Source organism: Solibacillus sp. CAU 1738 (assembly GCF_039888725.1).
Taxonomy (GTDB): Bacteria; Bacillota; Bacilli; order Bacillales_A; family Planococcaceae; genus Metasolibacillus.
The window spans coordinates 18,782-42,910 of the sequence record NZ_JBDQQN010000007.1 but is presented as its reverse complement, the minus strand read 5'-3'; the positions used below and the strand labels follow the sequence as shown (position 1 = coordinate 42,910).

At 36.4% G+C, this 24,129-nt stretch carries 20 protein-coding genes and 1 riboswitch; of the genes, 6 read left to right on the top strand and 14 right to left on the bottom strand.

The window, feature by feature from the left end; genetic code table 11:
* Positions 1 to 60 precede the first annotated feature (60 nt).
* Positions 61 to 234 (top strand): hypothetical protein, encoded by a 174-nt coding sequence (locus tag AAFN87_RS17040; protein WP_347792266.1) that lies wholly within the window; start codon positions 61 to 63, stop codon positions 232 to 234.
* Positions 235 to 249: 15 nt separating this feature from the next.
* On the opposite strand, the gene AAFN87_RS17035 is transcribed toward AAFN87_RS17040, so the two are convergent.
* From AAFN87_RS17035 to parE, 4 genes are all read right to left on the bottom strand, one after another.
* On the bottom strand, positions 250 to 1,137 hold the full coding sequence (locus AAFN87_RS17035) for an EamA family transporter (protein ID WP_347792265.1): 888 nt from the start codon (positions 1,135 to 1,137) through the stop codon (positions 250 to 252).
* Between the two features lie 136 nt (positions 1,138 to 1,273).
* A complete protein-coding gene (locus AAFN87_RS17030) occupies positions 1,274 to 2,461 on the bottom strand; it encodes an MFS transporter (protein WP_347792264.1) in 1,188 nt (395 codons plus the stop codon).
* 218 nt (positions 2,462 to 2,679) lie between these two features.
* Positions 2,680 to 5,100, bottom strand: coding sequence for a DNA topoisomerase IV subunit A (gene parC / locus AAFN87_RS17025; RefSeq protein WP_347792263.1), 2,421 nt, complete (start codon positions 5,098 to 5,100; stop codon positions 2,680 to 2,682).
* A gap of 3 nt (positions 5,101 to 5,103) precedes the next feature.
* The gene (gene parE, locus AAFN87_RS17020) at positions 5,104 to 7,071 is read right to left on the bottom strand and encodes a DNA topoisomerase IV subunit B (RefSeq protein ID WP_347792262.1); all 1,968 of its coding nucleotides are present in this window, start codon (positions 7,069 to 7,071) and stop codon (positions 5,104 to 5,106) included.
* A 287-nt stretch (positions 7,072 to 7,358) separates the two neighbouring features.
* Here parE and plsY point away from each other — a divergent pair, with 287 nt between their 5' ends.
* The 3 genes from plsY to AAFN87_RS17005 all read left to right on the top strand — a co-directional run bounded on the left by plsY (position 7,359) and on the right by AAFN87_RS17005 (position 9,414).
* Positions 7,359 to 7,961: a glycerol-3-phosphate 1-O-acyltransferase PlsY gene (plsY, locus tag AAFN87_RS17015; RefSeq protein WP_347792261.1), complete on the top strand. Its 603-nt coding sequence runs from the start codon at positions 7,359 to 7,361 to the stop codon at positions 7,959 to 7,961.
* Between the two features lie 437 nt (positions 7,962 to 8,398).
* Positions 8,399 to 8,689, top strand: a complete 291-nt coding sequence (locus AAFN87_RS17010; RefSeq protein ID WP_347792260.1) for a HesB/YadR/YfhF family protein — start codon at positions 8,399 to 8,401, stop codon at positions 8,687 to 8,689.
* 89 nt (positions 8,690 to 8,778) lie between these two features.
* Positions 8,779 to 9,414, top strand: coding sequence for a YczE/YyaS/YitT family protein (locus tag AAFN87_RS17005; RefSeq protein ID WP_347792259.1), 636 nt, complete (start codon positions 8,779 to 8,781; stop codon positions 9,412 to 9,414).
* Positions 9,415 to 9,459: 45 nt separating this feature from the next.
* Here the strand turns inward: AAFN87_RS17005 and metA are convergent, their stop codons facing one another.
* The 6 genes from metA to AAFN87_RS16975 all read right to left on the bottom strand — a co-directional run bounded on the left by metA (position 9,460) and on the right by AAFN87_RS16975 (position 19,205).
* A complete protein-coding gene (gene metA, locus AAFN87_RS17000; protein ID WP_347792258.1) occupies positions 9,460 to 10,398 on the bottom strand; it encodes a homoserine O-acetyltransferase MetA in 939 nt (312 codons plus the stop codon).
* 72 nt (positions 10,399 to 10,470) lie between these two features.
* Positions 10,471 to 10,577, bottom strand: a riboswitch (SAM riboswitch).
* A gap of 449 nt (positions 10,578 to 11,026) precedes the next feature.
* Positions 11,027 to 12,256: a flagellin N-terminal helical domain-containing protein gene (locus AAFN87_RS16995; protein ID WP_347792257.1), complete on the bottom strand. Its 1,230-nt coding sequence runs from the start codon at positions 12,254 to 12,256 to the stop codon at positions 11,027 to 11,029.
* A gap of 536 nt (positions 12,257 to 12,792) precedes the next feature.
* Complete coding sequence (locus tag AAFN87_RS16990) at positions 12,793 to 13,773, bottom strand: LLM class flavin-dependent oxidoreductase (protein ID WP_347792256.1); 981 nt, start codon at positions 13,771 to 13,773, stop codon at positions 12,793 to 12,795.
* A 58-nt stretch (positions 13,774 to 13,831) separates the two neighbouring features.
* The gene (locus AAFN87_RS16985) at positions 13,832 to 14,686 is read right to left on the bottom strand and encodes a patatin-like phospholipase family protein (protein WP_347792255.1); all 855 of its coding nucleotides are present in this window, start codon (positions 14,684 to 14,686) and stop codon (positions 13,832 to 13,834) included.
* 2 nt (positions 14,687 to 14,688) lie between these two features.
* Positions 14,689 to 15,456 (bottom strand): nucleoside-diphosphate sugar epimerase, encoded by a 768-nt coding sequence (locus AAFN87_RS16980; protein WP_347792254.1) that lies wholly within the window; start codon positions 15,454 to 15,456, stop codon positions 14,689 to 14,691.
* Between the two features lie 8 nt (positions 15,457 to 15,464).
* Positions 15,465 to 19,205 carry a DEAD/DEAH box helicase gene (locus AAFN87_RS16975; protein ID WP_347792253.1) on the bottom strand — a complete coding sequence of 1,247 codons (3,741 nt, stop codon included), beginning with the start codon at positions 19,203 to 19,205 and terminating at the stop codon, positions 15,465 to 15,467.
* Between the two features lie 225 nt (positions 19,206 to 19,430).
* On the opposite strand from AAFN87_RS16975, the gene AAFN87_RS16970 reads away from it, so the two are divergent.
* Positions 19,431 to 19,688: an autorepressor SdpR family transcription factor gene (locus AAFN87_RS16970; RefSeq protein WP_347792252.1), complete on the top strand. Its 258-nt coding sequence runs from the start codon at positions 19,431 to 19,433 to the stop codon at positions 19,686 to 19,688.
* Positions 19,689 to 19,702: 14 nt separating this feature from the next.
* On the top strand, positions 19,703 to 20,323 hold the full coding sequence (locus tag AAFN87_RS16965; protein WP_347792251.1) for an SdpI family protein: 621 nt from the start codon (positions 19,703 to 19,705) through the stop codon (positions 20,321 to 20,323).
* Positions 20,324 to 20,491: 168 nt separating this feature from the next.
* Here AAFN87_RS16965 and AAFN87_RS16960 read toward each other — a convergent pair whose 3' ends face one another.
* The 4 genes from AAFN87_RS16960 to AAFN87_RS16945 all read right to left on the bottom strand — a co-directional run bounded on the left by AAFN87_RS16960 (position 20,492) and on the right by AAFN87_RS16945 (position 23,872).
* On the bottom strand, positions 20,492 to 20,923 hold the full coding sequence (locus AAFN87_RS16960; RefSeq protein ID WP_347792250.1) for an acyl-CoA thioesterase: 432 nt from the start codon (positions 20,921 to 20,923) through the stop codon (positions 20,492 to 20,494).
* A gap of 231 nt (positions 20,924 to 21,154) precedes the next feature.
* Complete coding sequence (locus AAFN87_RS16955) at positions 21,155 to 21,970, bottom strand: undecaprenyl-diphosphate phosphatase (RefSeq protein WP_347792249.1); 816 nt, start codon at positions 21,968 to 21,970, stop codon at positions 21,155 to 21,157.
* Between the two features lie 144 nt (positions 21,971 to 22,114).
* Positions 22,115 to 23,449 (bottom strand): hemolysin family protein, encoded by a 1,335-nt coding sequence (locus AAFN87_RS16950; RefSeq protein ID WP_347792248.1) that lies wholly within the window; start codon positions 23,447 to 23,449, stop codon positions 22,115 to 22,117.
* Positions 23,450 to 23,485: 36 nt separating this feature from the next.
* Positions 23,486 to 23,872, bottom strand: a complete 387-nt coding sequence (locus AAFN87_RS16945) for a MerR family transcriptional regulator (protein WP_347792247.1) — start codon at positions 23,870 to 23,872, stop codon at positions 23,486 to 23,488.
* Between the last annotated feature and the right edge of the window lie 257 nt (positions 23,873 to 24,129).

The window sequence follows — 24,129 nt, the reverse complement described above, 5'->3', positions numbered from 1 at the left end:
TAACTAATCCTAGTTGAGAGCTTTTTCCTTTTTCTGTACACTATATATGGAGGTGTTGAAATGGCAAACTCAGGTGCAAAAAAGAAACGATTAGCAAAGTTGCGCGAAGAAGGTAAAGATATGGCTCTGCAGCGTGGCGAAGTACCCTTCTCTACTCACGAGCGTGTAACGAAAACGAAACAAGAGACGATTGATAATATGTATAAGAAATATAAAAAACATTTCCAAGAATAATCTCGGAAATGTTTTTTATTTTTTGGCTAGTATAACGATCGTCATTAAAATGCAAAGTGTCCCTAGCCAATCTATCCAACCAAAAGCAACCCCCATAAAGAGTACTGCTGTGATTGCTGCTGATAATGGCTCTGCACAGGCTAGTAAGCTCGTTTCCGTAGCAGATAAGTATTTCAAGCTTTCTAAATAACTGTAAAATGAAATGACTGTTCCACATAAAATGACAAATAAAAAGGCGAAGTTTGTTGTAAAGTGCCACTCTCCTTCAAATTGCCATGGTGCATGAACGAAACTGAATGCAACTCCACCGACTAACATTCCCCAGCCAACGACAACGAGTGAACCCCATCTTCTTAACAAGTTAATTGGTTGAATCGTATAAAACGCTAGACCTAATGCAGATAATAGTCCCCAAATTAATGCTGTTTTTGAAATCGATAGCGACTGAATATTGCCATGAGTAACGAGTAAAAAAGTACCTAATAACGCCATAGCAACAGCAGCTAGTTCCTTTAATGTTGGCCATCTTTTTGCTAAAACAATAAAATAACTTGTTACTAATGCTGGACCTAAGTATTGTAATACAGTTGCCGTTGCTGCATTACCATGTTTAATAGCTGCTAAATATGTATATTGAACACCAATCATGCCGATGATCCCAAAAATCACTAACGCCACTACATCCGCTTTATGACGCCAAATATCAAAAATTCGATTTCCTTCTTTTTTATACGCTACCGCTATTAAAATACCTCCTGCACAAAGTAAGCGTACCGTTGTTAGCCACTCGGTACTTATGTGTAATGTTTGAAACATATATTGTGACACTGTTCCTGAAATTCCCCAAAACAGTGCAGCCATTAGGACAAGTACAATCCCTTTTTTCCGATTTTCTAACGCCATGATGTACTCCTCCAAAAAAAATCATTGTTCTAATCGTATCTTGTTTATTACACAAGTGCAATATAAAAATAAGTACTCTGTCTTACAAAAACAACAATGGGCGTCTCAGTTGTTCCAGAGACACCCATTAATTGAATTATATAGCCATATTGATCTTTCTTCTACGTAATTCGAGTAAGAAATACGTACTTAAAGATAAACTAAATACACCAAAAACAATTCCCATCCATTGTAAGCCTATAAAATCAAGTAATGCTCCGGTAGATAATAATACAACCTGGAATAATATTTGATCTAGCATATTACGAAATGCGAAAAATCGTCCGTGGAATTCCTTTGGTACTTGACGTTGGAAAATAGTCATTGTAGTTGGGTAGAAGCACCCTAAAACCAATCCAAATATTCCGAATGTCATAAGGGCGAATAGTTTCACATCAGCTACATACAGCATTAACTCCATTGCTCCCATACAATACACAAGTGCAAAAAGCATCGTGACTGTTTTAAAGGTTGTATTTAAGTACTTCACAACTACGGCACCAAACATAAAAGCAATGCCTTCAATGGCATAAATCAACCCTGATAAACTTTGAGATTGATGAATTTCTGTTATTTTCATAATAACTAAGTTAAAAGAGCCTAAAAATAGTGTTGGAATAACCATCAGTACAAGGGTCATTAATACAACAGGCTGCTCTTTAAGCATAGGATATACTTCTTTAAAGCTTCCTTTCCCCTTTTCCTTGATTGTTGAAGGAGTTTGCTGCTCTTGCAAATTTAAGTTGAAAGTTATGGCAAACATAGCGAGATACATAATCATCGATATTATATACAGCCATTTAACATCAAAATAGCTTAATAATAATCCAGCTGCTGCTGTACCAACAATACGTGACACTGTTCGCGCGTTCATATGCCAACCATTTAATGCAATTAAGTCTTTATCTTTCACAATCATTGGTACGACTGCTTGTAATGCAGGCATATAAAATGATGCAGCTATTTGCAAACTTATTAAAAATAGAATCATCCATAGTACTGAATTTGTAGCAAGTGCAATAAACATAAATAACACGCTCACAACACGTCCCGCACTGGCAATAACTAAAACCTTCTTTTTGCTTGTAGAATCGATAATTCTGCCTGCTAATGGCCCTACAGCTACCCCAGCAATCATACCAACTGCTAGAATGAGAGATTTGTGAAAATCAGAAGGTACAAGTTCTTGCATAAAAGCTAAATTTCCGATTATTCCAGCCCATAGTCCGAGCCCAACTACAAATTCCCCAATTAAAACTATCCAAACATTTTTATTACGCCACATATGTACCTTCCTTCTGTAAAGTATGTTTAAATCAATAACGAAATATTTCATAATACTTTATTATAAATATATCGGAATCCGAAATACTTTGAATATTATAGTATTTAATTATAAATGTCAATATACGTAAAAAAGCTGCAAGAGGCTTACACCTTTCGCAGCTTTTTCTACACTTGTATTTAAAAATCGATAAGTTTAATTGCTAATACGAACTTCTTTTAATTTTTCATAACAACCGCACGCACTAATGCACCATCTACTGTAGTATCTACTTTTAAAGAACCATTTGAATAGCGATCTGCACGATTTAAGTTCACGACTTGTACTGTTTCTTGTATTCCATTTTCTGTTTCGAGTAAAATTTGATTGCTAACAGTAACTACAAGCACATCAAATACTCGGTGTGGATTAGCTTTTAATTCTTTTAAAATAACGACGCCGCGCTTAGCACGATTGCCAAGTTCGACCTCACTAACACTCATTCGTTTTACAGCTCCACGCTGCGTCACAACAATGACATCTTGTTCAGCACCTGGACGGAGTAAATTAGCCGCGGCTAAATATTCCCCTTCTTTTAATAAAATGCCTTTAACGCCACCTGTTTTAACGCCAGTAACAGGCAATTCTTCCGCGCTAAATCGAATAGAATAACTAGTATTGCTCGTTAATAAAATTTCTTGATTTGACGTCATTAAAGACGCTTTAATCATTTCGTCTCCAGCCTTCACATTCATCGTTTTAATCGGCTTTGAGTAACGTGTTACAACATAATCAGCAAGTGGTGAACGCTTAATTTGTCCGTCCTTCGTTGCTGTAAAAATAAAGACTTCTTCTTGTTCAAATTTATCTATACCAATCGCTTCAATTATTTCTTCTTCCACATCTAACGGAACAATACTTGAAATATGTTGACCTAGATCTTTCCATCGAATATCAGGTAGTTCATGAACAGGCTGATAAATGTAATTGCCCTTATTCGTAAATAGCAGCAGATGATGCTGAGTATTTAATGTTTCTTCATACAGTAAATAATCCGATTCTTTCATTGCAAAATCTTTACCATTTGAAGCGGAATGAGACCGAAGACTTGTACGTTTCACATACCCATCCTTCGTCACCGTAACAACTACTTCCTCACTTGGTACTAGCACATCAAGCGTCACTTTAATTTCTTCTATTTCTGCTTGAATTACAGAACGGCGAGGCTCTGCAAAACGCTTTCTTATATCCAATAGCTCTTTCTTAATTACACGTGCAAGTTTTTTTGCATCATTTAAAATACTCGATAACTCTTCAATAAGCGCTATTAATTCTGCCTCTTCTGCGCGCAGCTCTGTAATATCTGTATTCGTTAAACGATATAATTGTAAGCTAACGATTGCTTCAGATTGTATTTCAGTAAAGTGAAATTTAGCTTGCAAATTATTTTTAGCATCTCGTTTATCATTAGATGATCGAATTGTATGAATGACTTCATCTAAAATCGACAATGCCTTCATCAAACCTTCAACGATATGTAAACGATCTTTTGCCTTTGCTAAATCAAATTCCGTACGCTTAGTTACGACCTCTTTTTGATGTGCAATATACGCGTCTAACATTAAAGGTAATGTCATCATTGTTGGACGGCGATTATGAATAGCGATCATATTGAAGTTATATGTTATTTGTAGGTCTGTAGATTTAAATAAATAATTTAAAATCCCTTGAGCAGCAATGTCTTTTCTCATCTCGATGACGATACGTAAACCGTTTCGATCCGATTCATCTCGAATTTCAGCGATACCTTCTAATCGTTTATCAACACGCTGCTCGTCCATTTTTTTAATTAAATTTGCTTTATTGACGTCATACGGCAGCTCCGTAACAACAATTTGCTCTTTATTGCCTTTAATTGCTTCTATTTCTGCTTTCGCACGAATAATTATTTTACCCTTACCTGTTTCGTACGCCTTCTTAATGCCGTCTACCCCTTGGATAATACCACCTGTTGGGAAATCCGGTCCTTTAATAACAGTCATAAGCTCGTCTACTGTACAATCCGGTCTGTCTATACGCATTAATACAGCATCAAGCGCTTCCAGTAAATTATGTGGTGGAATATCAGTCGCATACCCCGCAGAAATCCCTGTTGAACCGTTCACTAGCAAGTTCGGGAACCGCGCAGGTAGAACAGTAGGCTCCATATCTTGATCATCAAAATTTGGCACGAATTCAACTGTGCGCTTCCCGATATCACGTAACATCTCACCAGCGATTGCAGAAAGACGAGCTTCTGTATAACGCATGGCAGCTGCTGGGTCTCCATCGACTGAACCGTTATTTCCGTGCATTTCGATAAGCATATGACGCGCTTTCCAATCTTGACTCATACGTACCATCGCTTCATACACAGAAGAATCACCGTGTGGGTGGAAGTTACCGATTACGTTACCGACTGTTTTCGCTGATTTACGGAAAGGTTTGTCCTGTGTATTACCTTCATTGAACATCGCATATAAAATCCGGCGTTGTACAGGTTTAAGACCGTCACGTGCATCAGGCAACGCGCGGTCTTGAATAATATATTTGGAATAGCGACCAAATCGATCGCCCATTACTTCTTCTAAAGGTAAATCTTGAAATCGTTCTGTCGTCATTAACTAGTCCTCCTCATGCTGGATGAATTCATTTTCTAAAATATTCGCTTCATCCTCCATACCGAAGTCTACATTTGCTTCGATCCATTTACGACGAGGTTCAACTTTATCGCCCATTAATGTTGTTACTCGACGTTCAGCACGTGCACCGTCATCAATCGTGACACGAATTAATGTCCGCGTTTCAGGATTCATCGTTGTATCCCATAACTGATCTGCATTCATCTCTCCAAGTCCTTTATAACGTTGTAGCATATACCCTTTACCAACTTTTTTTATCGCAGCATCGAGATCATTTTCTGTCCAAGCATATTCAATTACTTCTTTCTTGCCTGTCCCTTTTGACACTTTATAAAGTGGTGGCAATGCAATATACACTTTACCAGCCTCAATTAACGGACGCATATAGCGATAGAAAAACGTTAACAGTAACACTTGAATATGTGCACCGTCCGTATCGGCATCGGTCATAATAACGACTTTATCGTACGCGGCATCCTCAACTGTAAAATCAGCTCCGACACCGGAACCAATAGCGTGAATGATTGTAGAAATTTCTTCATTTTTCATAATATCTTGTAGCTTAGCTTTTTCCGTATTAATTACTTTTCCGCGCAGTGGTAATATTGCTTGGAATGAACGATCTCGGCCTTGCTTTGCAGATCCACCAGCAGAATCACCTTCGACTAGATACAACTCGTTTTTCGCTGCATTTCGTGATTGGGCAGGTGTTAGCTTACCAGATAGCAGTGTACTTGATTTTTTATTTTTCTTGCCATTACGAGCATCCTCACGCGCTTTACGTGCTGCTTCACGGACTTGCTGTGCACGAATTGCTTTACGTACGAGTGAGGCAGATAGCTCAGCGTTTTCTTCTAGCACATATAAGAGCTGCTCAGACACGACTAAATCAACTGCTGAGCGGGCTTCACTAGTCCCGAGCTTCCCTTTAGTCTGCCCTTCAAATTGTAATAATTGCTCAGGTATACGAACGGAAACAATCGCTGCTAATCCTTCCCGAATATCTGCGCCTTCTAAGTTTTTATCTTTTTCCTTTAGTAAGCCTATTTTACGAGCATAATCATTAAATACACGTGTCATTGCCGCTTTAGCACCTGTTTCATGTGTACCGCCATCACGTGTCCGTACGTTGTTGACAAATGATAACATTGTTTCTGAGTAGCCATCATTAAACTGGAAAGCAAACTCGACTTCAATATCTTGCTGTGTCCCCTCTACATACTTTACAGGGTGAAGCACATCTTTTTCCTCATTTAAATAAGCGACAAACGCTTCAATTCCGTTTTCATAATGGAAGATTTCGTGCTGTCCTTCAGCTCGCTCATCAATAAGTTCTATTTTTAAGCCTTTTAATAAAAACGCTGATTCACGCAGGCGCTCTACTATTGTGTCGTAATTAAATTTTGTTACCGAAAAAATCGAATCATCTGGTAAGAAATGAACAAGTGTCCCAGTTTCTTTTGTTTTCCCGATAATTTCAAGTGATGTCACAGGTTTCCCGCCTGCTTCAAATCGTTGACGATGGATTTGCCCATCGCGATGAATCGTAACTTCTAAAAAACTACTAAGTGCATTAACGACAGATGAACCTACTCCGTGCAAACCACCACTCGTTTTATAGCCACCTTGTCCAAATTTCCCCCCTGCATGCAGGATAGTGAAAATAATTTCAGGTGTTGGTTTTCCCATTTTATGCATTCCAGTAGGCATACCTCGTCCAAAATCACGTACACTAATACTATTATCAGCATGGATTTTTACAATGATATGGGAACCGAATCCGGCAAGTGCTTCATCCACGGCATTATCTACAATCTCATAGACTAAGTGATGAAGGCCTCGCCCATCAGTTGAACCAATATACATCCCTGGACGCTTTCGGACTGCTTCCAAACCTTCTAATACTTGTATCGCATCGTCATTGTATGCGATCGGTTGACTTTTCGCCAAAACAAATCCCCTCCAAAAAAACAAACAAACGTTCTAATACTTTTTCATCGTACTTATAATAACACTAGCTGTCAATACACTGTCTAGTTGCATAGACATTAATTGTAACATCAAAATTACTAGTTGGACAATGAGCGCTCTAAATGAATTCCAAATAAACATCTAACTTTCCTAAAAAAAGAAAAGAACCTTGCAAATTCACTATTCCCTAATCAATAAAACAGTGTATAATATTTAACACAATGTATTAGTACCAACTAATAACTTTTTTTGAAAGGAGCACATGTATGATCAATGCAATCGTTCTCATTTGTGCTTATTTAATCGGTTCTATTCCTTCTGGATTATGGATTGGTAAACTATTTTATAAAACGGATATTCGTGAACATGGTAGTGGAAATTTAGGTGCAACAAACACATTTCGCATTCTTGGTAAAAAGGCCGGTTTAGTCGTAACAATTATGGATGTGTTAAAAGGTACTGCTGCTGTCCTATTACCATTATTACCTTTCTTTGCTGAAACGAACATTCATCCATTAATTTTAGGTATTGTATCTGTCGTTGGACATATGTTCCCAGTTTTCGCTGGTTTTCGCGGTGGAAAAGCGGTTGCAACTTCAGCAGGTGTCGTGCTTGGGTATGCGTGGCCGCTATTCGTAGTATTATTCTTTACGTTTTTCATTACACTAAAGTTAACAAAAATGGTTAGCTTAACATCTATGATGGCCGCATTGGTCGCACTTATTTATAGCATTATTTACTGGATTGTAACAGGTGATTTTGCCTTATTTATTTTAATTGCGTTTTTATTTACGTTTATTGTATACCGACATCGAGAAAACATTAAACGTATTAAAGACGGTACTGAACCAAAAGTCAAATGGATTTAAAGGTTTATTATATGTATAAGCTTTCGATAAAAGGTTTTCCTACCGGGAAGACCTTTTTTTCTATTAGAATTCTATAACATCGTTAAATGGGTGACTTGAAAATTGTAATATTTGATAATGTACTCCCCATTTCTTCCTCAAGGAGTATAGTCATACCTGATTGTAGCAAGTGTTTTTTTAATCGATAGTATAGCTAATTGGTTGCAGAATATCGGTAAAATAATGCCGCTTTATTATAATGCAGTTACTTTAGTAGGCGTAATGTAGAAAGCTAATCATTGCGTTGTTATTTTAATAAGGATTATTTTGTTGTTTTACAGTACTTAATATTCGAAACTTGCTTATATATCGCCAGTTTTAATGAAGTAGCCTAGCCACTGTTACTTCATTAAAAAATCCGCTACAATATTAGTATAAAATGTTAGCGGAGGGTTCTTATGAATATTGTAATAACAGATGCAGCAATGAATTGGTTTATAGAAGAAATGGAAGTAGAGCAAGGCGATTATATTCGATTTTATGCACGTTATGGCGGGACATCTCCATTTCATGAAGGTTTTTCTCTTGGTATGAATCGTGAACAACCACATGAAATTGGTGTGGAAACTGAAAAAAACGATATTCATTTTTACATTGAGAAAAGTGATGAGTGGTTTTTTAATGATCATGATTTACATGTTGCTGTTAATCAACAAACCGACGAATTATTATACGAATATAAAAAATAGACTGAAAAAACATTCTTTTGAAGTTTCCCTTGTAATATCTATATAATGATGAATGACATCTAGATTATACAGAATTGAAGGGTTAGTTTGTGAAAGAAGCATTTTTTTGGCGCTGGCTATTTTTTATAGTCGGTATTATTATTTTATCACTCGGCATCTCATTAACGATTAAAGGTCAAATTGTTGGCGTAGGTTCGTGGGATGTTCTTCATATCGGGTTAGCACAATCTATTGGTTTAACGATCGGTATTTGGTCCATCATTATTGGGGTAGCCATTATAGCATTTGACTCAATCCTTAACAAAAGATGGCCACTTGTCGGTACGGTGTTAGATATGCTGTTAGCTGGGATTTTTATTGATATTTTTAATTTTTTGATCCCAACATTTAATAGCGTTTGGATGCAGTTCTTCGCCTTTGTTAGCGGGTTCTTCCTACTTGGAATAGGCTGTGGGATGTATATCGTAGCAAATTTAGGGGCCGGTCCACGCGATATGTTAATGCTATTCATTGTCCATCGTTTCAACTGGTCTGTCACTTTTGCGCGCACAACTATGGAAGTTTCTGTCGCACTACTAGGTTTTCTACTAGGTGGTCCAGTGGGAATAGGTACGGTATTAATGGCATTATGTCTCGGACCAATCGTGCAATTTGCTATCAAATGGAACGAAAAAATATTTACCCGTTTAAGTGGTGTTGAAAGTACCATATTAAAAGCTAAGTAAAAAAAGTGCCGTGGAGAAAATAACTTCCCCATTAGGCACTATTTTTTATATATAATATTCAATATCCTCATCAACAAAATGCCATACATACGGTGTTTCTTGATAGACATAATAGTTTAACCAATTATAAAACAGTAAATGAGAATGAGCCCGCCATGTATGTTTCGGATCCTTTGTTGGATCATTGTTAGGGAAATAATTTATTGGCATGTCAATCTCTTCGCCTTTCGCAACATCTCTAGAATACTCATCGGCAAGTGTTGTTGCGTCGTATTCTAAATGACCTGTAATCATTATTTGTTTATTATCTTTCGACTGCACGATAAATACTCCTGCATCCTCTGAGTAGCTTAGTAAACGCAAATCAGGATGAGCACGTACTTCTTCAATGGAAACGGAAGTATGGCGTGAATGTGGTGCTACATATTCATCACTAAAGCCGCGTACTAAATCAACCGTTAAATCAGTAATAACGTGTGAATAAACACCTGAGCATTTCTTAGGCAATTCATATTTACCGATACCGTAATGATGATAAAGTGCTGCTTGTGCACCCCAACAAATATTCATAACTGACGTTACATTAACCTTAGCCCAGTCCATAATTGCTTCGATTTCTTTCCAATATAAAACGTCTTCAAACTCCATTTTCTCGACAGGCGCTCCAGTAATAATCATCCCATCAAATCGACGATGCTTAATTTCGTTAAATGTTGAGTAAAATAATTCTAAGTGTGATTTAGACACATTTTTTGACTCGTATGTAGCAGTATTTAAAAACGTCACATTTACCTGTAATGGTGTATTTCCTAGTAGTCGTAGCAATTGCAACTCTGTTTTCTCTTTTTCCGGCATTAAATTGCATATTAAAATATTTAATGGTCGTATTTGTTGTGTTTTCGCACGGTCCTCTTCCATTACGAAAATTTTCTCTTGTCGCAAATGCTCTCCTGCAGGCAGTTGCTTCGGAATGTTAATTGGCAATGTAATCCCCCCATTTCTAAAATAAAAAACCTCTCATTCCAGCATAAGAGAATGAGAGGCTTTATCCGTTCACTCTTATCTCTCGGGGTATTCCCCCGCTGGAATTAGCACCTTTCTAACGCAGTTAGAGGTTGCTGAAGCTTCGACGGGCCATATCCCTCTGCTTCTCTTGATAAGACTATTCAATTGAAAATTATTGTAACATCAAAAAATGAATTTTACAACAATTCTAAATACAGTTATTAGTTTTATTTTCCACTTCTTATTAAACCTATGTATTTTTTATTAAAAATCATACTTCTCGAAAAAAGAAGCGTAGTGCATATGTAAAATATAAGCCTTGCAAGATTGACTCTCGCAAAGCGATTTGTAATATAAACAGTCTCCCGCACACTTACCCCATTTCTAGAATTTATGTCACCAACCTGGTTGATCTTTTGACTAATCACAGGCTTTTTAGTAATCGTTATAAAATTTTTTACAGTACGACCTGTTTCATTTTGAATCTCTCTCGCAGTAAAGGTTGAAAGATGTTAATAATTCGAACCTGATACATAGTGTGTCAAATCTTCTACTTCAGTCTTTTTGTATCAGTGTTATTTAAGAATGTACTTTTCATCTTCTTTCCTTATTGAAGTAATTGTAGTACACCTTCTGGTTGCTTATTAGACTGAGCTAACATGGATTGCGCAGCCTGTATTAATATATTACTTTTCGTAAAATTCATCATTTCTTTTGCCATATCAGTATCACGAATACGTGATTCAGCAGATTGAAGATTTTCAGAAGTGTTCGAAACTGAATTATATGTATGCTCTAATCTATTTTGATATGCTCCTAAATTAGAACGCACACCAGAAACGGCATTAATTGCGCTATCAAAGCTACTTATAGCATATTGAGCTAAAGCGTTGTTTAAAACTGATACATTATCTATTCCAATTGCCTGTGAACGAACATCTGATATTGATAAATTAATAGTTTGTCCTGAATTAGCTCCAATTTGAAAATTCAAGCTGTTATCTACATCGTTTATTATTTCACCATCGTTATTTCCTGCTGTTAGATCGATGTTGCCTTGGTGTTGAGACCCACTTGAACCATTAGGTGGTTTTGATTGACTCAAATCAATTGTTATACCGTTATATGAAAATATTAAACTAGGATTGTTATGTGTGATAATAAATCCGTCTGGTATAGAGTGTATACTCAAACTTTGTGGAACACCATTATCGTAATAAACACCTATTGATAATTTTGTAAAAAGCCAATTTGCTGGGTCGTCTATAACCTTTTCACCTTCATTGAGTTTAGCTTTGTGCTGATTGCTTGGATCGTTTCCGAAATCAATCCATCCATCATCTACTGTAAAACTTCCACCTCCTGCTCCTGTAGCCTTTAATGTAGATTGGGGAGTAGAAGGGTTAGTTTGGTATGAAACTGAACCATCAAGTAATTTCTTAGTATTAAATTCAGTATTGTTTCCGATAGATGTTATTTCTTTTTTAATTTCTTCAATTTCCTTTTGGATTGCCTCCCTGTCGATATCTGTATTTGTATCATTTGAGGCTTGAACACTTAATTCTCTTCCGCGCTGAAGAAGTGAATGTACTTCATTTAATGCACCCTCAGCAGTTTGTACTAGTGAAATTCCATCTTGAATATTTTTACCCGCCATATCCAAACCACGAATTTGTCCAAGCATTTTTTCAGAAATCGCTAATCCAGCAGCGTCATCACCTGCACGATTAATTTTAAAACCTGAAGATAATTTCTCTAAACTTTTTTCAAGTTTTCCTCTATTATTTTGTAGCCTGTTATTTGTATTTAAAGATGAAATATTATGCTTTATTCTCATAAGTAACTTCCTTTATCAAGATTATCTTTGTAGTAACAAAATAATTTACGAATATAAACAATAATATCAATTTTGATACTTTTTATCTAGATATAGAAATTTTTTATAAGAAAATTAAGTACGTCTCAATTATTAAAAGAGGAATGGATTAACTCGTGTTCCTCAATAGTTTCTTATGTATTATGTACTTGCCTAATATCGCTCTGAGAACAATCGAGATATACAGTCACCTATCTAGTATCAACTCAACTCTTCTGAGGCCTCGTTAAATTATGTATTATTGTGCTTTTTTGTCCTAAATATTTTACTTGTACAGTGTGATATGCACATCCGAATGTACGACTGATAATTTCGTACTTCATGTGCTTTTGTCCCTGCCGCGTTAACTATTGTTTTTCGAATCTGTTGTATTGTTAAATCTCCTGTCTGCAATAAAGCCACCAGATGCAAATTTTAACAACAAAAAAATACACTCCTCAACATCTAAATTAATAGATAATAAGAAGTGTACTATTGATAACATTCTAAACACGGTTTTAGAAAAGTTCTTTTAATAATGTAAACGACTTCGCACGTGCCTTCTCATCATAAATCGATGTTGTGACCATAATTTCGTCTACACCAGTGTCAGACACGAATTGCTCCAGACCTTCTTTTACAGTTTGCTGGCTACCGATAAACGTATATTGACGTTGCTGCATGACAGCGTCTTTTTCAAATGATGACCAAATTTCATCCATATTTTCAACAGGTGGCTTTAGTAGCTGATGGTCACGGCGAATAATGCTTAAGAAAAATTGGTAATAGGTCGTCGCCAAAAAGTGCGCTTCTTCATCTGTATCCGCAATAATGACATTTACACACGCCATCATATGTGGTTTTTCTAAGTGTTCAGATGGTTGGAATTGCTCTTTATAAATTTTGATAGCACGGGTTAAATAATCTGGCGCAAAGTGACTAGCAAAAGCATAAGGTAGCCCACGCCGAGCAGCTAAATCCGCGCTAAATAAGCTGGAGCCAAGTAACCATAATGGAATATTTGCGCCAAATCCAGGATAAGCTTTAATATGGTCTGTCTCTTTAGCTCCACTTAAATATCGATACAACTCTAGTAAATCCCCTTCAAAATCTTCTCCAGCATGGCGACGTAATGCGCGGGCAGTAAAGGGATCAGTACCAGGTGCACGACCTAGCCCTAAATCAATGCGTCCCGGATACATTGCATCGAGCGTACCGAATTGCTCTGCTACAATGAGGGGTGCATGGTTCGGTAACATGACACCACCTGAACCAATGCGAATATTTTTCGTTGCACTAGCTAAATACCCAATAACAACCGAAGTAGCTGAACTTGCAATCGCACGGCTATTATGATGCTCAGCTACCCAATAACGTTTGTACCCTAAGTCATCTGCTAGCACTGCAAGTTGTTTAGCACGTTCGAATGCTTGCTTAGTCGTTTGTCCTTCTAATACGGGTACTAAATCTAAAACCGAAATCGGCATTCCTTTTAACATTAAATCACCTCTCTGTAACTATAGCGGAAAAGAAAAAAGATGCCTATAAAAGACACCTCTATCTATCAATAAATTGTTTTAATGCTTCCATCTGCGCTGTACTTTGCTCATAGCCCATCGCATAGTTTTTATGAATTTGTGGGATATGTTTCTCAAAGCTATTTAGTGCATGATCTGGGCGGAACAAAAAGGCCTTCCCCTCAGCTTCTAACTGCTCGCAATAGGCAATTGTTTCATTGTATTTATCTGCACGCTGCAGCATACTTTGCACTAGCGCGGGATATCGTTTTGATAATAGTTTCATAGCAAATTTTGTTTGGCGATCCAACGTTTTGCGGTAGCCTTTTGGACGTGTTAACACAATAACATGTTTATCGTATCCTTTCTCCTCTGCCTGGAAAACAGGAATCGGATCAGCTAAACCCCCATCATAATAGGGCACGTTATTTAGTTTTATTTCCGGGAACAAAACTGGAATTGCACAAGTAGCACGTAACATCATACATTCCTTATCCATTTGTAGTGCATCCATATATTCTACTTGTCCCGTGTAAGCATTTGTTACCCCAATTTCGAGCTTGCCATCAAACTGTTGATACGTATCCCAATCGAATAAATCGAGTTCATTTGGAATGACATTATAGGCAAAATCCAGTCCGAAAAGGCTACGTTCTTTAAAAAAGTTATTTATCCCCATATAACGCTTATCATGTCGATAATTTGTAAATACACGAAGCGTTCTTTCTTTTTGCTTTGAAACATATGAACAGGCATTAATCGCACCAGCAGAAATTGCTAGGATATACGGTAAATGGACGTTATGATCTAAAAAAGCGTCAAGCACCCCACCCGAATAAATCGTACGGAAAGTGCCTCCTTCTAAAATTAAACTTGTGTTTGTCAATTGAATCACACTCATTTCATGTTATATAGGTCGCGCCAGATCATAAGTTCTTTGTCCTTTATTAATTGCTCTAGCTGTTCATCCCACGCGATTGTTAAAGTATTAAATACTCTTACATCAAAAATATCATTCTCTGTATCGTACAAAATATATTGGAAACACGGTACATCATTAATTTGCAGTTCTTCAGTTGCTTTCACTGAGGTAACAATTGTCTGTGGTGTTTCCGCTTCATCAGTTTCTGTATGATGTGCTACTGCTAGTTGTAATGCATCAAGTGTTTTTTGTTCGTCAAATTCAACAGTTAAGCCTAGTGCATAGTCAATCTCTTCTGGAAACTCATCAAAATCTAGCACATCTTCAATATCACCCTCTATATAAGCCTGATGTAACGGGCTATATAGAAGCTCACGACGATCTTCATCTAATTCTTCCTCAAAAATGCCGTTCGTCAACTGTTGCTTCCCTTTCTCGGTTAAAGAGATTACTTCATCTTGTATAAGGAGCCCTGTTTTCTTCATTTTATTAAGTAAATCATTTATAAACAATGGCTCAACTAGTAATACATCCGCAAGTGTTTCCCCATCACGAAATGTCCCTTTTCCAAAAGCAATGAGCATCATTTTCATTAAAATATCCATCGGTGTGCGGCTCACTGGATGATACGTAACTTGTACTGTATGAATTGGAATGCAAAATTGTTTTTCAGCAACGAGCTTCGTTGACTTCGGGAGTGGTAGTTTACTTTTAACTTGCTGTTCAAATTTTTGTAGTTCCATACATCCTCCTATGCGCGGTATCCGTCCTGCTCTTTAACAACATTTAGCAAATGGCTATACATGGCACGTGTTTCTGATTTTTTCGGGCGTTTCGTAAACATTTCAGTACTACCTATCATGATTAGTAATTCCCGCGCACGTGATAATGCCACATTGAGACGACGATAATCTTTGGCAAAGCCTATATCGCCGTGACCATCATTATTACGTACCATACTAACTAAAATAACATCCATCTCCATTCCTTGGAACTTATCGACAGAACCCGTTCGAATGTGAAGATGCGGAATATTGAGTTCTTGCTCAATCATTCGGTTAATACGCTTCACTTGCTCTGCGTAGAAGCTAATAACCCCTACTGATTTAAGCGCATTGGCATCCATTAGCCCGGCTTGTTTCGCTTGCGCCGTTGCATCGTTCATCTCAACTAGTAGTTGACGAATTTTTTCGAGTTCTGATGTATTAAATAAGCTTGCGCCTTCCTTCATACGTTCCTCGAAATGAGCTTTGTTATGCGGAATGTCGAGCCATAATAAATGATTGTCTCGATTGAATAGTGACGTTTCAAGTAAGTGATCCCGCGCTTTATTTGAATCTATTAACCCACATTGTAGTGCATCGTTTTCATTTTTATAAAACGGTGCGATTGTCTGCATAATGTTTTCATGCATACGGTACTGAATTGCGAGCATTTTTTTATTTGCTTGTGGCAAGTTTTTATATAATCGTTCGAAAAGTGATTCCTCTAGTAGTTTTTCGAGCTCACGTTTTTCTTCAAAAGTGTCACTATCTTTAATGACTTGCTCCAGTGTTTCCTCGAACGTATCATCTCCGACAAGCGGTGGTAGCTGGTGATGATCCCCTACTAAAATAATTTTAGCCCCTTTTAACATAGGTAATAGTAGTTCAGGTGGCGTCGCTTTCGACACTTCATCAATAATGACAACATCAAACGTTGGATAATTGTCCATAAATTCTTTATTCGCGGATGCGACACAAGTTGTCCCAATCACATTTGCATGTTTCACGTATAATTTTCGAATTTCATCTAAATCATAATCACTTGCTGTTGCCAACATAGACTGCCATTCGTTTTGCAATTCTTGCGTTAACGGTAAAATATCTAGCTGATTATGCAGTTTTTCCTTTTTGGCGGTCATACTCATTATTTGCTGCTCAGTATTCGCAAGTGCGAGTTCAGGATTTTGCTTTGTAAGTTGCTCAAGTTCTACTTTATCTTTTTCAAGGGCCAGCCCTTGTGTATTTACTTCTTTTAATTGTTCTATTACCGATGTTAATACATTCTCACCGTTTATTAGCTGTTCATCTATTTGCTGTATGTCAGAATACTTTGCATTATATTGTTCTGCAACTTGTTTACGCTCGTTCAACTTCGCCTCTGTTGATTGTTTTTCCGTATCTAACTGCATTCGCTTTTGCTGTAAAGAATGCACACTTTCTTCAGTCGGAGCTAGCGATTCCAAATGTAATGTCAGCGCTGTGAGTTTTCCTTTTAACTGGTGCTCTTTTGCGCGCAGTTCATTTACTTGCGCCTCACTGCTGCCAATTTGTTCTTTAAATAAATCGATTAACTCTTCTTTGAGTTTCGTAAAAATGATTAACACTTCGCGTATTAAATCTTGGTACTTTACTTGAAGTTGGTCAATATATGCTCTTCGCAACAATAAACCTTGTATGGAGCGCGTGCCATTTTGGGCATTAATCTTCTTTTCTGCGAAAGCACGACTAAGCTTCGTTAAAAATTCATTTACTTCGAGCAATGAATAATGATGATTTTGTAGAGATTGCGGTGCTTCTATCCGAATACCTAGTGTAGTCTCACTATACACAATAGCTTTTTCTAAGCGCGCCGAAATATCTTTTAAAGGTTTAAATGAATCAAGCTCGGGTTGAAGTTTTTCCAAAGAAGTGAGTAATCGATCGAGTACAAAATTACGACGAATATGATGTTCCTCCATAAATGCCTCTACTTCATGGACTTTTTTCAACTGTGAAATACGTTCAGCTAGTTCATCAATAGCGTTTGTACTAGTTGTCATAGTACCGATGCGTGCAGCGATATCTGATACTTGTTGCTGAAGCGACTGTTGTTCGATCTTTAGTTCGGCATATTGTAACTGCGACGTAACCGTTTCATATTGTGCTTTTAACACTTGTAATTTTTCTACAAGCACTTGTTCAGTATCAAAAGAATCAAGTTGCTGTTTAAAATTATTCAATAAAACCATCGCATGTTGTTTCGTTTCAGTTAGCTTTGCGATTGTGCCTTCAACTTTTTCGCGCTCTTTTTTTAATGGGGCAAGTTGTTTTTTTAACTCTGAAATTTCTTCTTCAAGTTTAATTAATTGTTCCGCAGCTGCGTTTTTTCGTTCAATATCAAGCTCTAGCTTTACTTTTTCCTCAGCAAGCTCACTTAATTTTTGCTCGCAATCGTCAATTGTAGCCTTTAATTCAGATTCTTTATTCGGTTGGTTGTCGATTTCAAAGGAAACAGCTTCATATGTTTGCTTTTTCCAATAAGCAGCGACGTTTTCCTCGATAAATTTCTTACCTTCTTCTTCAATGCTTTCAGTACGACCGTAACGCAAAATACGAATATCTTTATTCGACAATAGACGGCTAAGGGCATTATCAACAGCTAAATTAGACTGAGATGCAACGAGTGTTTTCAAGCCCGCCTTTGCATTTTGATAGCAAATTTCAGAAATAACCGTCGTTTTCCCTGTACCAGGTGGCCCTTGTATAACATATAAGTCTTCAGCACTCATCGCGCCACTAACTGCCTCTTGCTGAAAAGCATTTAGTTGATTATGGAATTCTAGCTTAATATTTTGTCTACGCTCTGTAATAACTGGCTTATCTTCGAATAAAATATTTTCTAAATTGGCATTCGCAGCTAAACCTTCTTTTAAACGTTCAAAGCCTTTTAAAAGCCGCTTTAATTGTGATTTTGTTGAAGCATTACTAAATTCAACGTGCTCTGATGAGAAATGCAATTCATTTTTACGGGCTAGTTTAGCGAAATCTGCTTTTAATTCGATGTCAACAGTGCGATCGTTACGATTCACTTTGATGACCTCACCAATTTCTTGCCTGAAGCCCTTCATACGTGCACTAAGACCTTTTAACTGCTTCCATTGCTTTTGGTCAATGCCGTCACATTTAAATGTCATATGTGCGAAATCCGTGCTAAACGTACAATTTGTAAAATTTGCTACTATATCATCAATTGCTGCATTTTTATCAAGTACTTTTAAATACCCTTCCCAAGAGGAAATCCGTTTATTGACATAATCAAAACGCTCCTGTGCTACAGGGAGCGCGGCTAAAGTTTGAATGAATTTTTCTGGGTAGCTATGCCCGCTAATGCGAGATGGTACAAAGTTAATCAGTAGTTTCTCTCGGCGATTCGTTGCAACAGGTGTCCCTTTGCCGCGCGTGCGGAAGCTTTTTGCTACAAGACCGTTTTTTAAATCAAATACACAATCCATAATGACAACGCGGTCATTGAATATTTTATTCAGTCCACGGTTTTTTTCATTATCGAAATATAATGTAATCGCAAGCTGTGTTTGTTCAATGGCCAGTTTCTCTATATACACAATGAAGCTTTTTTGCAAGTTGAAAAAGGCGTGTTCATCTGGAACATGCTGTTTTACTGCTTCGCGTGCGGTATTCGTTAATAAAATATGACAACGAACCGTTTCGATGGCGATTTTTTGCGTCATGAACACACCTCCTTTTTCCGTTCAATCAAAAATAGTCACGAACTTAATTATACCAAGAAAACTACTGTTAAGACTATAAAAAAAGCGTCCTCGATTTGTACTATTAAATATTAATAATTTATCATTATGAGAAAATCTGTTAAAAACAGTTGATTTTCAAATTGGCATTTTATACAATTCATTTAGATGATTGTCTAAATACCTAAATATGGAGGTGAGAAAAAAATGAATGATGTTTTTAAAGCTTTAGCGGACCCTACTAGAAGAGAAATTTTAGGCCTTCTTCAAGAAAAAGATTTAACAGCTGGAGAAATCAGTGACAATTTCAATATTAGTAAGCCAAGCATATCGCATCATTTAAATATTTTAAAAAACGCTGATTTAATCATTCAAGAAAGAAAGGGACAACATCTGTATTATTCACTAAATACTACGGTGTTCCAAGATATTATTCATTGGGTTCTAAGTTTTAAAAAAGGTTAAAGGGGATGAGATTTTTGAAAAAGTATTTCTTTTCAATTGCAGTATTACTAGTTGCTTTCATAACAGGTGGGATAGCCTATCCAAATTTAACGCAGGAAGTACCAATCCATTGGAATATACAAGAGGCAGATTTATTTGTAGTAAAAAGTTTAGCGATTATTATTGTGCCTATTTTGATGATGCTATTACTAGGAACTATTATTTTAAGTAAAAAAATAAAAAGTACAGAATCTACAAATAAAATGACATTCAATGTACTTAACGGAATGATGATTGTTTTATTAATGTTACATGGATTTATTCTTGCGCAAGGGCTTCAATTTGAATTAAACAGTAATCTAGTAACAGGTGTCATTGTTGGAATTACGATTATTTTACTAGCAAATCCAATGCAAAAAACGAAACCAAATGCAGTATATGGTTTGAGAACACCATGGACTTTAAGAAACGAAACCGTGTGGAAAAAATCAAATCGTTTTGCAGCGAAATTACTAATGCTTGTAGGGGTTATCATTTTAGGGCTTTCATTTGTAGTACCAAACCACATGCCTAGTATTATTTTAATCTTATTATTATTTTCCTTGCTTATTGCAGTTATAACTTCTTACAAATTCTCTCGAAATCTTCATCATTAATCTAAATGGTCTATCTTTTAATAAAACATTTATTCTTTTTACCCCCAAAAAAAATGCACACTACTAAATTAAATTTAGTAATGTGCATTTTCTTAAAAATATTTTAACTTTAGTCATTTTTCAAGCGGATACTTGTCTTTAATATTATTGTGTAAGTACACTCCACAATTATTTATCGGCTTTCTTCCGGGCATTTGCTACATAAGCAGCTTCCCATTCCGGTGATATTTTCGATAAAGCAATCGGGCGGAAATTTTCCTTTTTCACTAAAGTATGTACAGATGTTGCAGTCGCCGCAACTGTCCCGTCCTCATGTAAAATTTCGTAACCGTATGTAGTACGCAAGCGCGAATGCGATTCAATCCAAGTACGAATTGTTGCTGTTTGTCCATAACGCATAGCCGCTTTATACTGCACTGAAAAATCTAATACAGGCGATAAAAAACCATCACGCTCCAGCTGCGCATATTCAAATCCTAAATCTTTTACAAGCTGCGAGCGACCAATCTCACACCAAATAATATAATTCGCATGATACACGACACCCATTTGATCCGTTTCTGCGTAGCGCACCTCGATTTGTTTTTCTGATATAAACATTTTTGTCACCTCAACTTCTATAATACATCGATAGTACAGCATTTGTAACGTAATGTGCGAAATAAAGAAATTCTTTGTTCGAAACAGATATATAATTACTAACCATCTTTTAGCACTAATATTCCTGTAATTATTAAGAAACTCATATAAAAAAGACCGAAGCAAACTCTCTTTTTCGAGTTCACCTACAGTCTGAGGGATGTACTATATTTACAGCCACTATTGATATTTTTAGTAAAAAATCAGCAGTAATGTTCCGACAATAAAGCAATAATATGAGAAATATGCTAGCTTGCCATTTTTCATAATGCCCATAAACCACCGCATTGCAAAATAAGTCATGATAAGTGTTGCAATAAATGTTGCAATATACGGAATAACAAGCGATGGTTCAGCTGGATGTTCAATAAATTCCTGCACACCTAACACTACTCCGCCTAAGCTTATAGGGATATAGAGCATAAAAGAGAAACGAAGCGCGGTATCTTGTTTCATGCCAACAGCCATCGATGAAATGATTGTTGCCCCTGATCGGCTAATACCTGGTGTTAAAGCAATTGCTTGACCGAAACCAACAAAAATAGCATCCTTCAAAGTTAAATCTCCATCACGCTTAGTACCGCGTAAATTACGAATGAGCCACAGCGCAATTCCCGTAATGAACAAAGTAATTGCAATCGTAGTCATACTAGTATTTTCAGCAATAAAATCACTTAAAAGTACGCCTAATACCCCAGCAGGAATTGTTCCTACAATAACAAATACAGCAAATTTAAAATCTGCTAAATAACGTTTTTCTTTCTTTTTTAAATATAGAATCGAATGCACAAGTAAACGTGCAATATCTTCACGGAAAATATAATAAATGGCAATTAAAGAAGCCGTATTCGTTAAAATGGCAAAAATAAAGCCTTGCTCTCCCAATCCGAGAAGCTCACTAGCAATCATTACATGACCACTTGAGGAAACAGGTATAGGTTCGGTAAAACCTTGTACTAAACCAATAATAATGTACTTGATTAACACGATAATATCAAAATTTTCCATGTGATACTCCTTATGTGTATTTACAAAGCTCTGTTAACCCAATATGTAATTTTCCCAATATTATATGAAGAGAAAACAGTAGATACTACTATGAATTGTTTCAATCCTATAATAAAAAGCTAGGAGAATTCCCTAGCTTTATTATTATTCTATAGTTGCTGCAGTTTCGTTTTGAACTTCAGGTAATTTTTTCACTTCAATAAAACGTAAATAATGATCTTCTTTTTTATAAATTGAAAATGCATAGTTTTCATACTCAATGACAACATCATCAATTAAATCTGTATTTTGAGCATAATACCAGCCGCCAATCGTATCGATATCCGGATTTTCAATATCAATGTAAAGTAGCTTTGAGACATCATCTAATAACACTTTTGCGTCCAAAATATAATGCCCGTCCCCCACTTTTTGTACTTCTGCAATTTCGTCTGTATCAAATTCATCACGGATTTCACCGACTAATTCTTCTAAAATGTCTTCAACTGTTACTAAACCAGAAGTACCACCATATTCATCGAGCAACAACGCCATATGAATACGTTCTTTTTGCATTTTTGCAAGTAAATCTTGAATAGGTATAGTTTCAATCGTTTTGATTATCGGATTAACAAATTCTTCAAAACGGAATGTATCTTCTGTTACACGATTACTAATTCCTTGCGTTAAAAAATCTTTAATGTTAAAGAAACCGATAATATTATCACGATCTCCGTCATAAACCGGGTAACGAGTATAACGCTCTTCAGAAATTACCGTAATAATTTCTTTAAACGAAGCAGTAATATCGAAGCCAACAATTTCTGTACGGGGTACCATAATTTCACGGGCAATTGTATCATCAAATTCAAATACATTATTCACATATTTCAATTCGTTTTTGTTTATCTCACCGCTTTTAAAGCTCTCTGCTAATAATAAGCGAAGTTCTTCTTCTGTATGGGACATCTCATGCTCACTTGCTGGCTTCATGCCAAATATGCCTACTAACAAACGTGCTGAACCGTTTAAGAACCAAATAAATGGATACAAAATTTTATAGAAAATCATAATTGGTTTAGCAAATGCAAGCGTAATAGCCTCTGCTTTTTGTATTGCTACAGTTTTCGGCGCTAACTCACCAACAACTACATGTAGGAACGTAGCAATCATAAACGCTCCACCAATCGTGAAAAAATGAATATAGTCTGTACTAATTCCTATTGAACTGAATAGCGGATGTAAAATAAACTCAAACGTTTTTTCTCCAACCATACCAATACCAAGGGCTGTAACAGTAATCCCCAGCTGACATGCTGATAAGTATTCATCTAAATGCGTCGTTACATGTTTGGCAGATGTTGCACCATGTACACCTTCAGCGACTAACTGGTCAATACGAGATTGACGCACCTTTACAATCGCGAACTCTGTTGCAACAAAAAAGGCAGTCATCACTAATAAAATAATAAAAATCGTCAAATTTATTCCGGTCGTCAAATAGTTGTCTCACGTAATAACGTAAGACTTCACCTCCTAAGGTATAAGTAATAATAATGATTGAATAAGTCCCATACTTTCTGACTTCATGTTTTTTAAAATTTTCTGTTTGTCACGCTGATCTTCTTTTGACAGCTGCTTTAGTAAAATAGCTACATCCTTTTCAAGTTGTTGCATTTGTACACGTATTTGGTGAATATCAATTTCTTCCATTTCAACTTCAATAAGTGCTTTTATTTGTTCTAATGAAAGCCCTTCCCCTTTTTTCTGTTCAATAAAGCGAAGTTGCTCCACTGCATCTTCGGTGTAATAGCGATAGTTTGACCTAGAACGTTGCGCTTTTAGCAAACCTAAATTCGTATAATAATCAATTGTACGTTTCGTAATACCTGTCATTTCAGCTAGTTCGCCTATTTTCAGCATCTCGATCCCAAGTAAATCCCTCCAAACTGTCACGTGATGGTTTTAATATACTAAATGGAATACACAGCTTTCAATAGCCACTACTCGCCTTCACAACTTATTCACATGTTTATGCTTTTTTTAAAGAATTAATCATTTTAAAGGAACTATTTAAAGTTATAATCGTCAATGTCTAAACAAATATATACATAGTCTTTTCTTTTACCATTAAAACAAAAATGGCTTTGTTATACATTGCCTGTATTAGATGACACCTG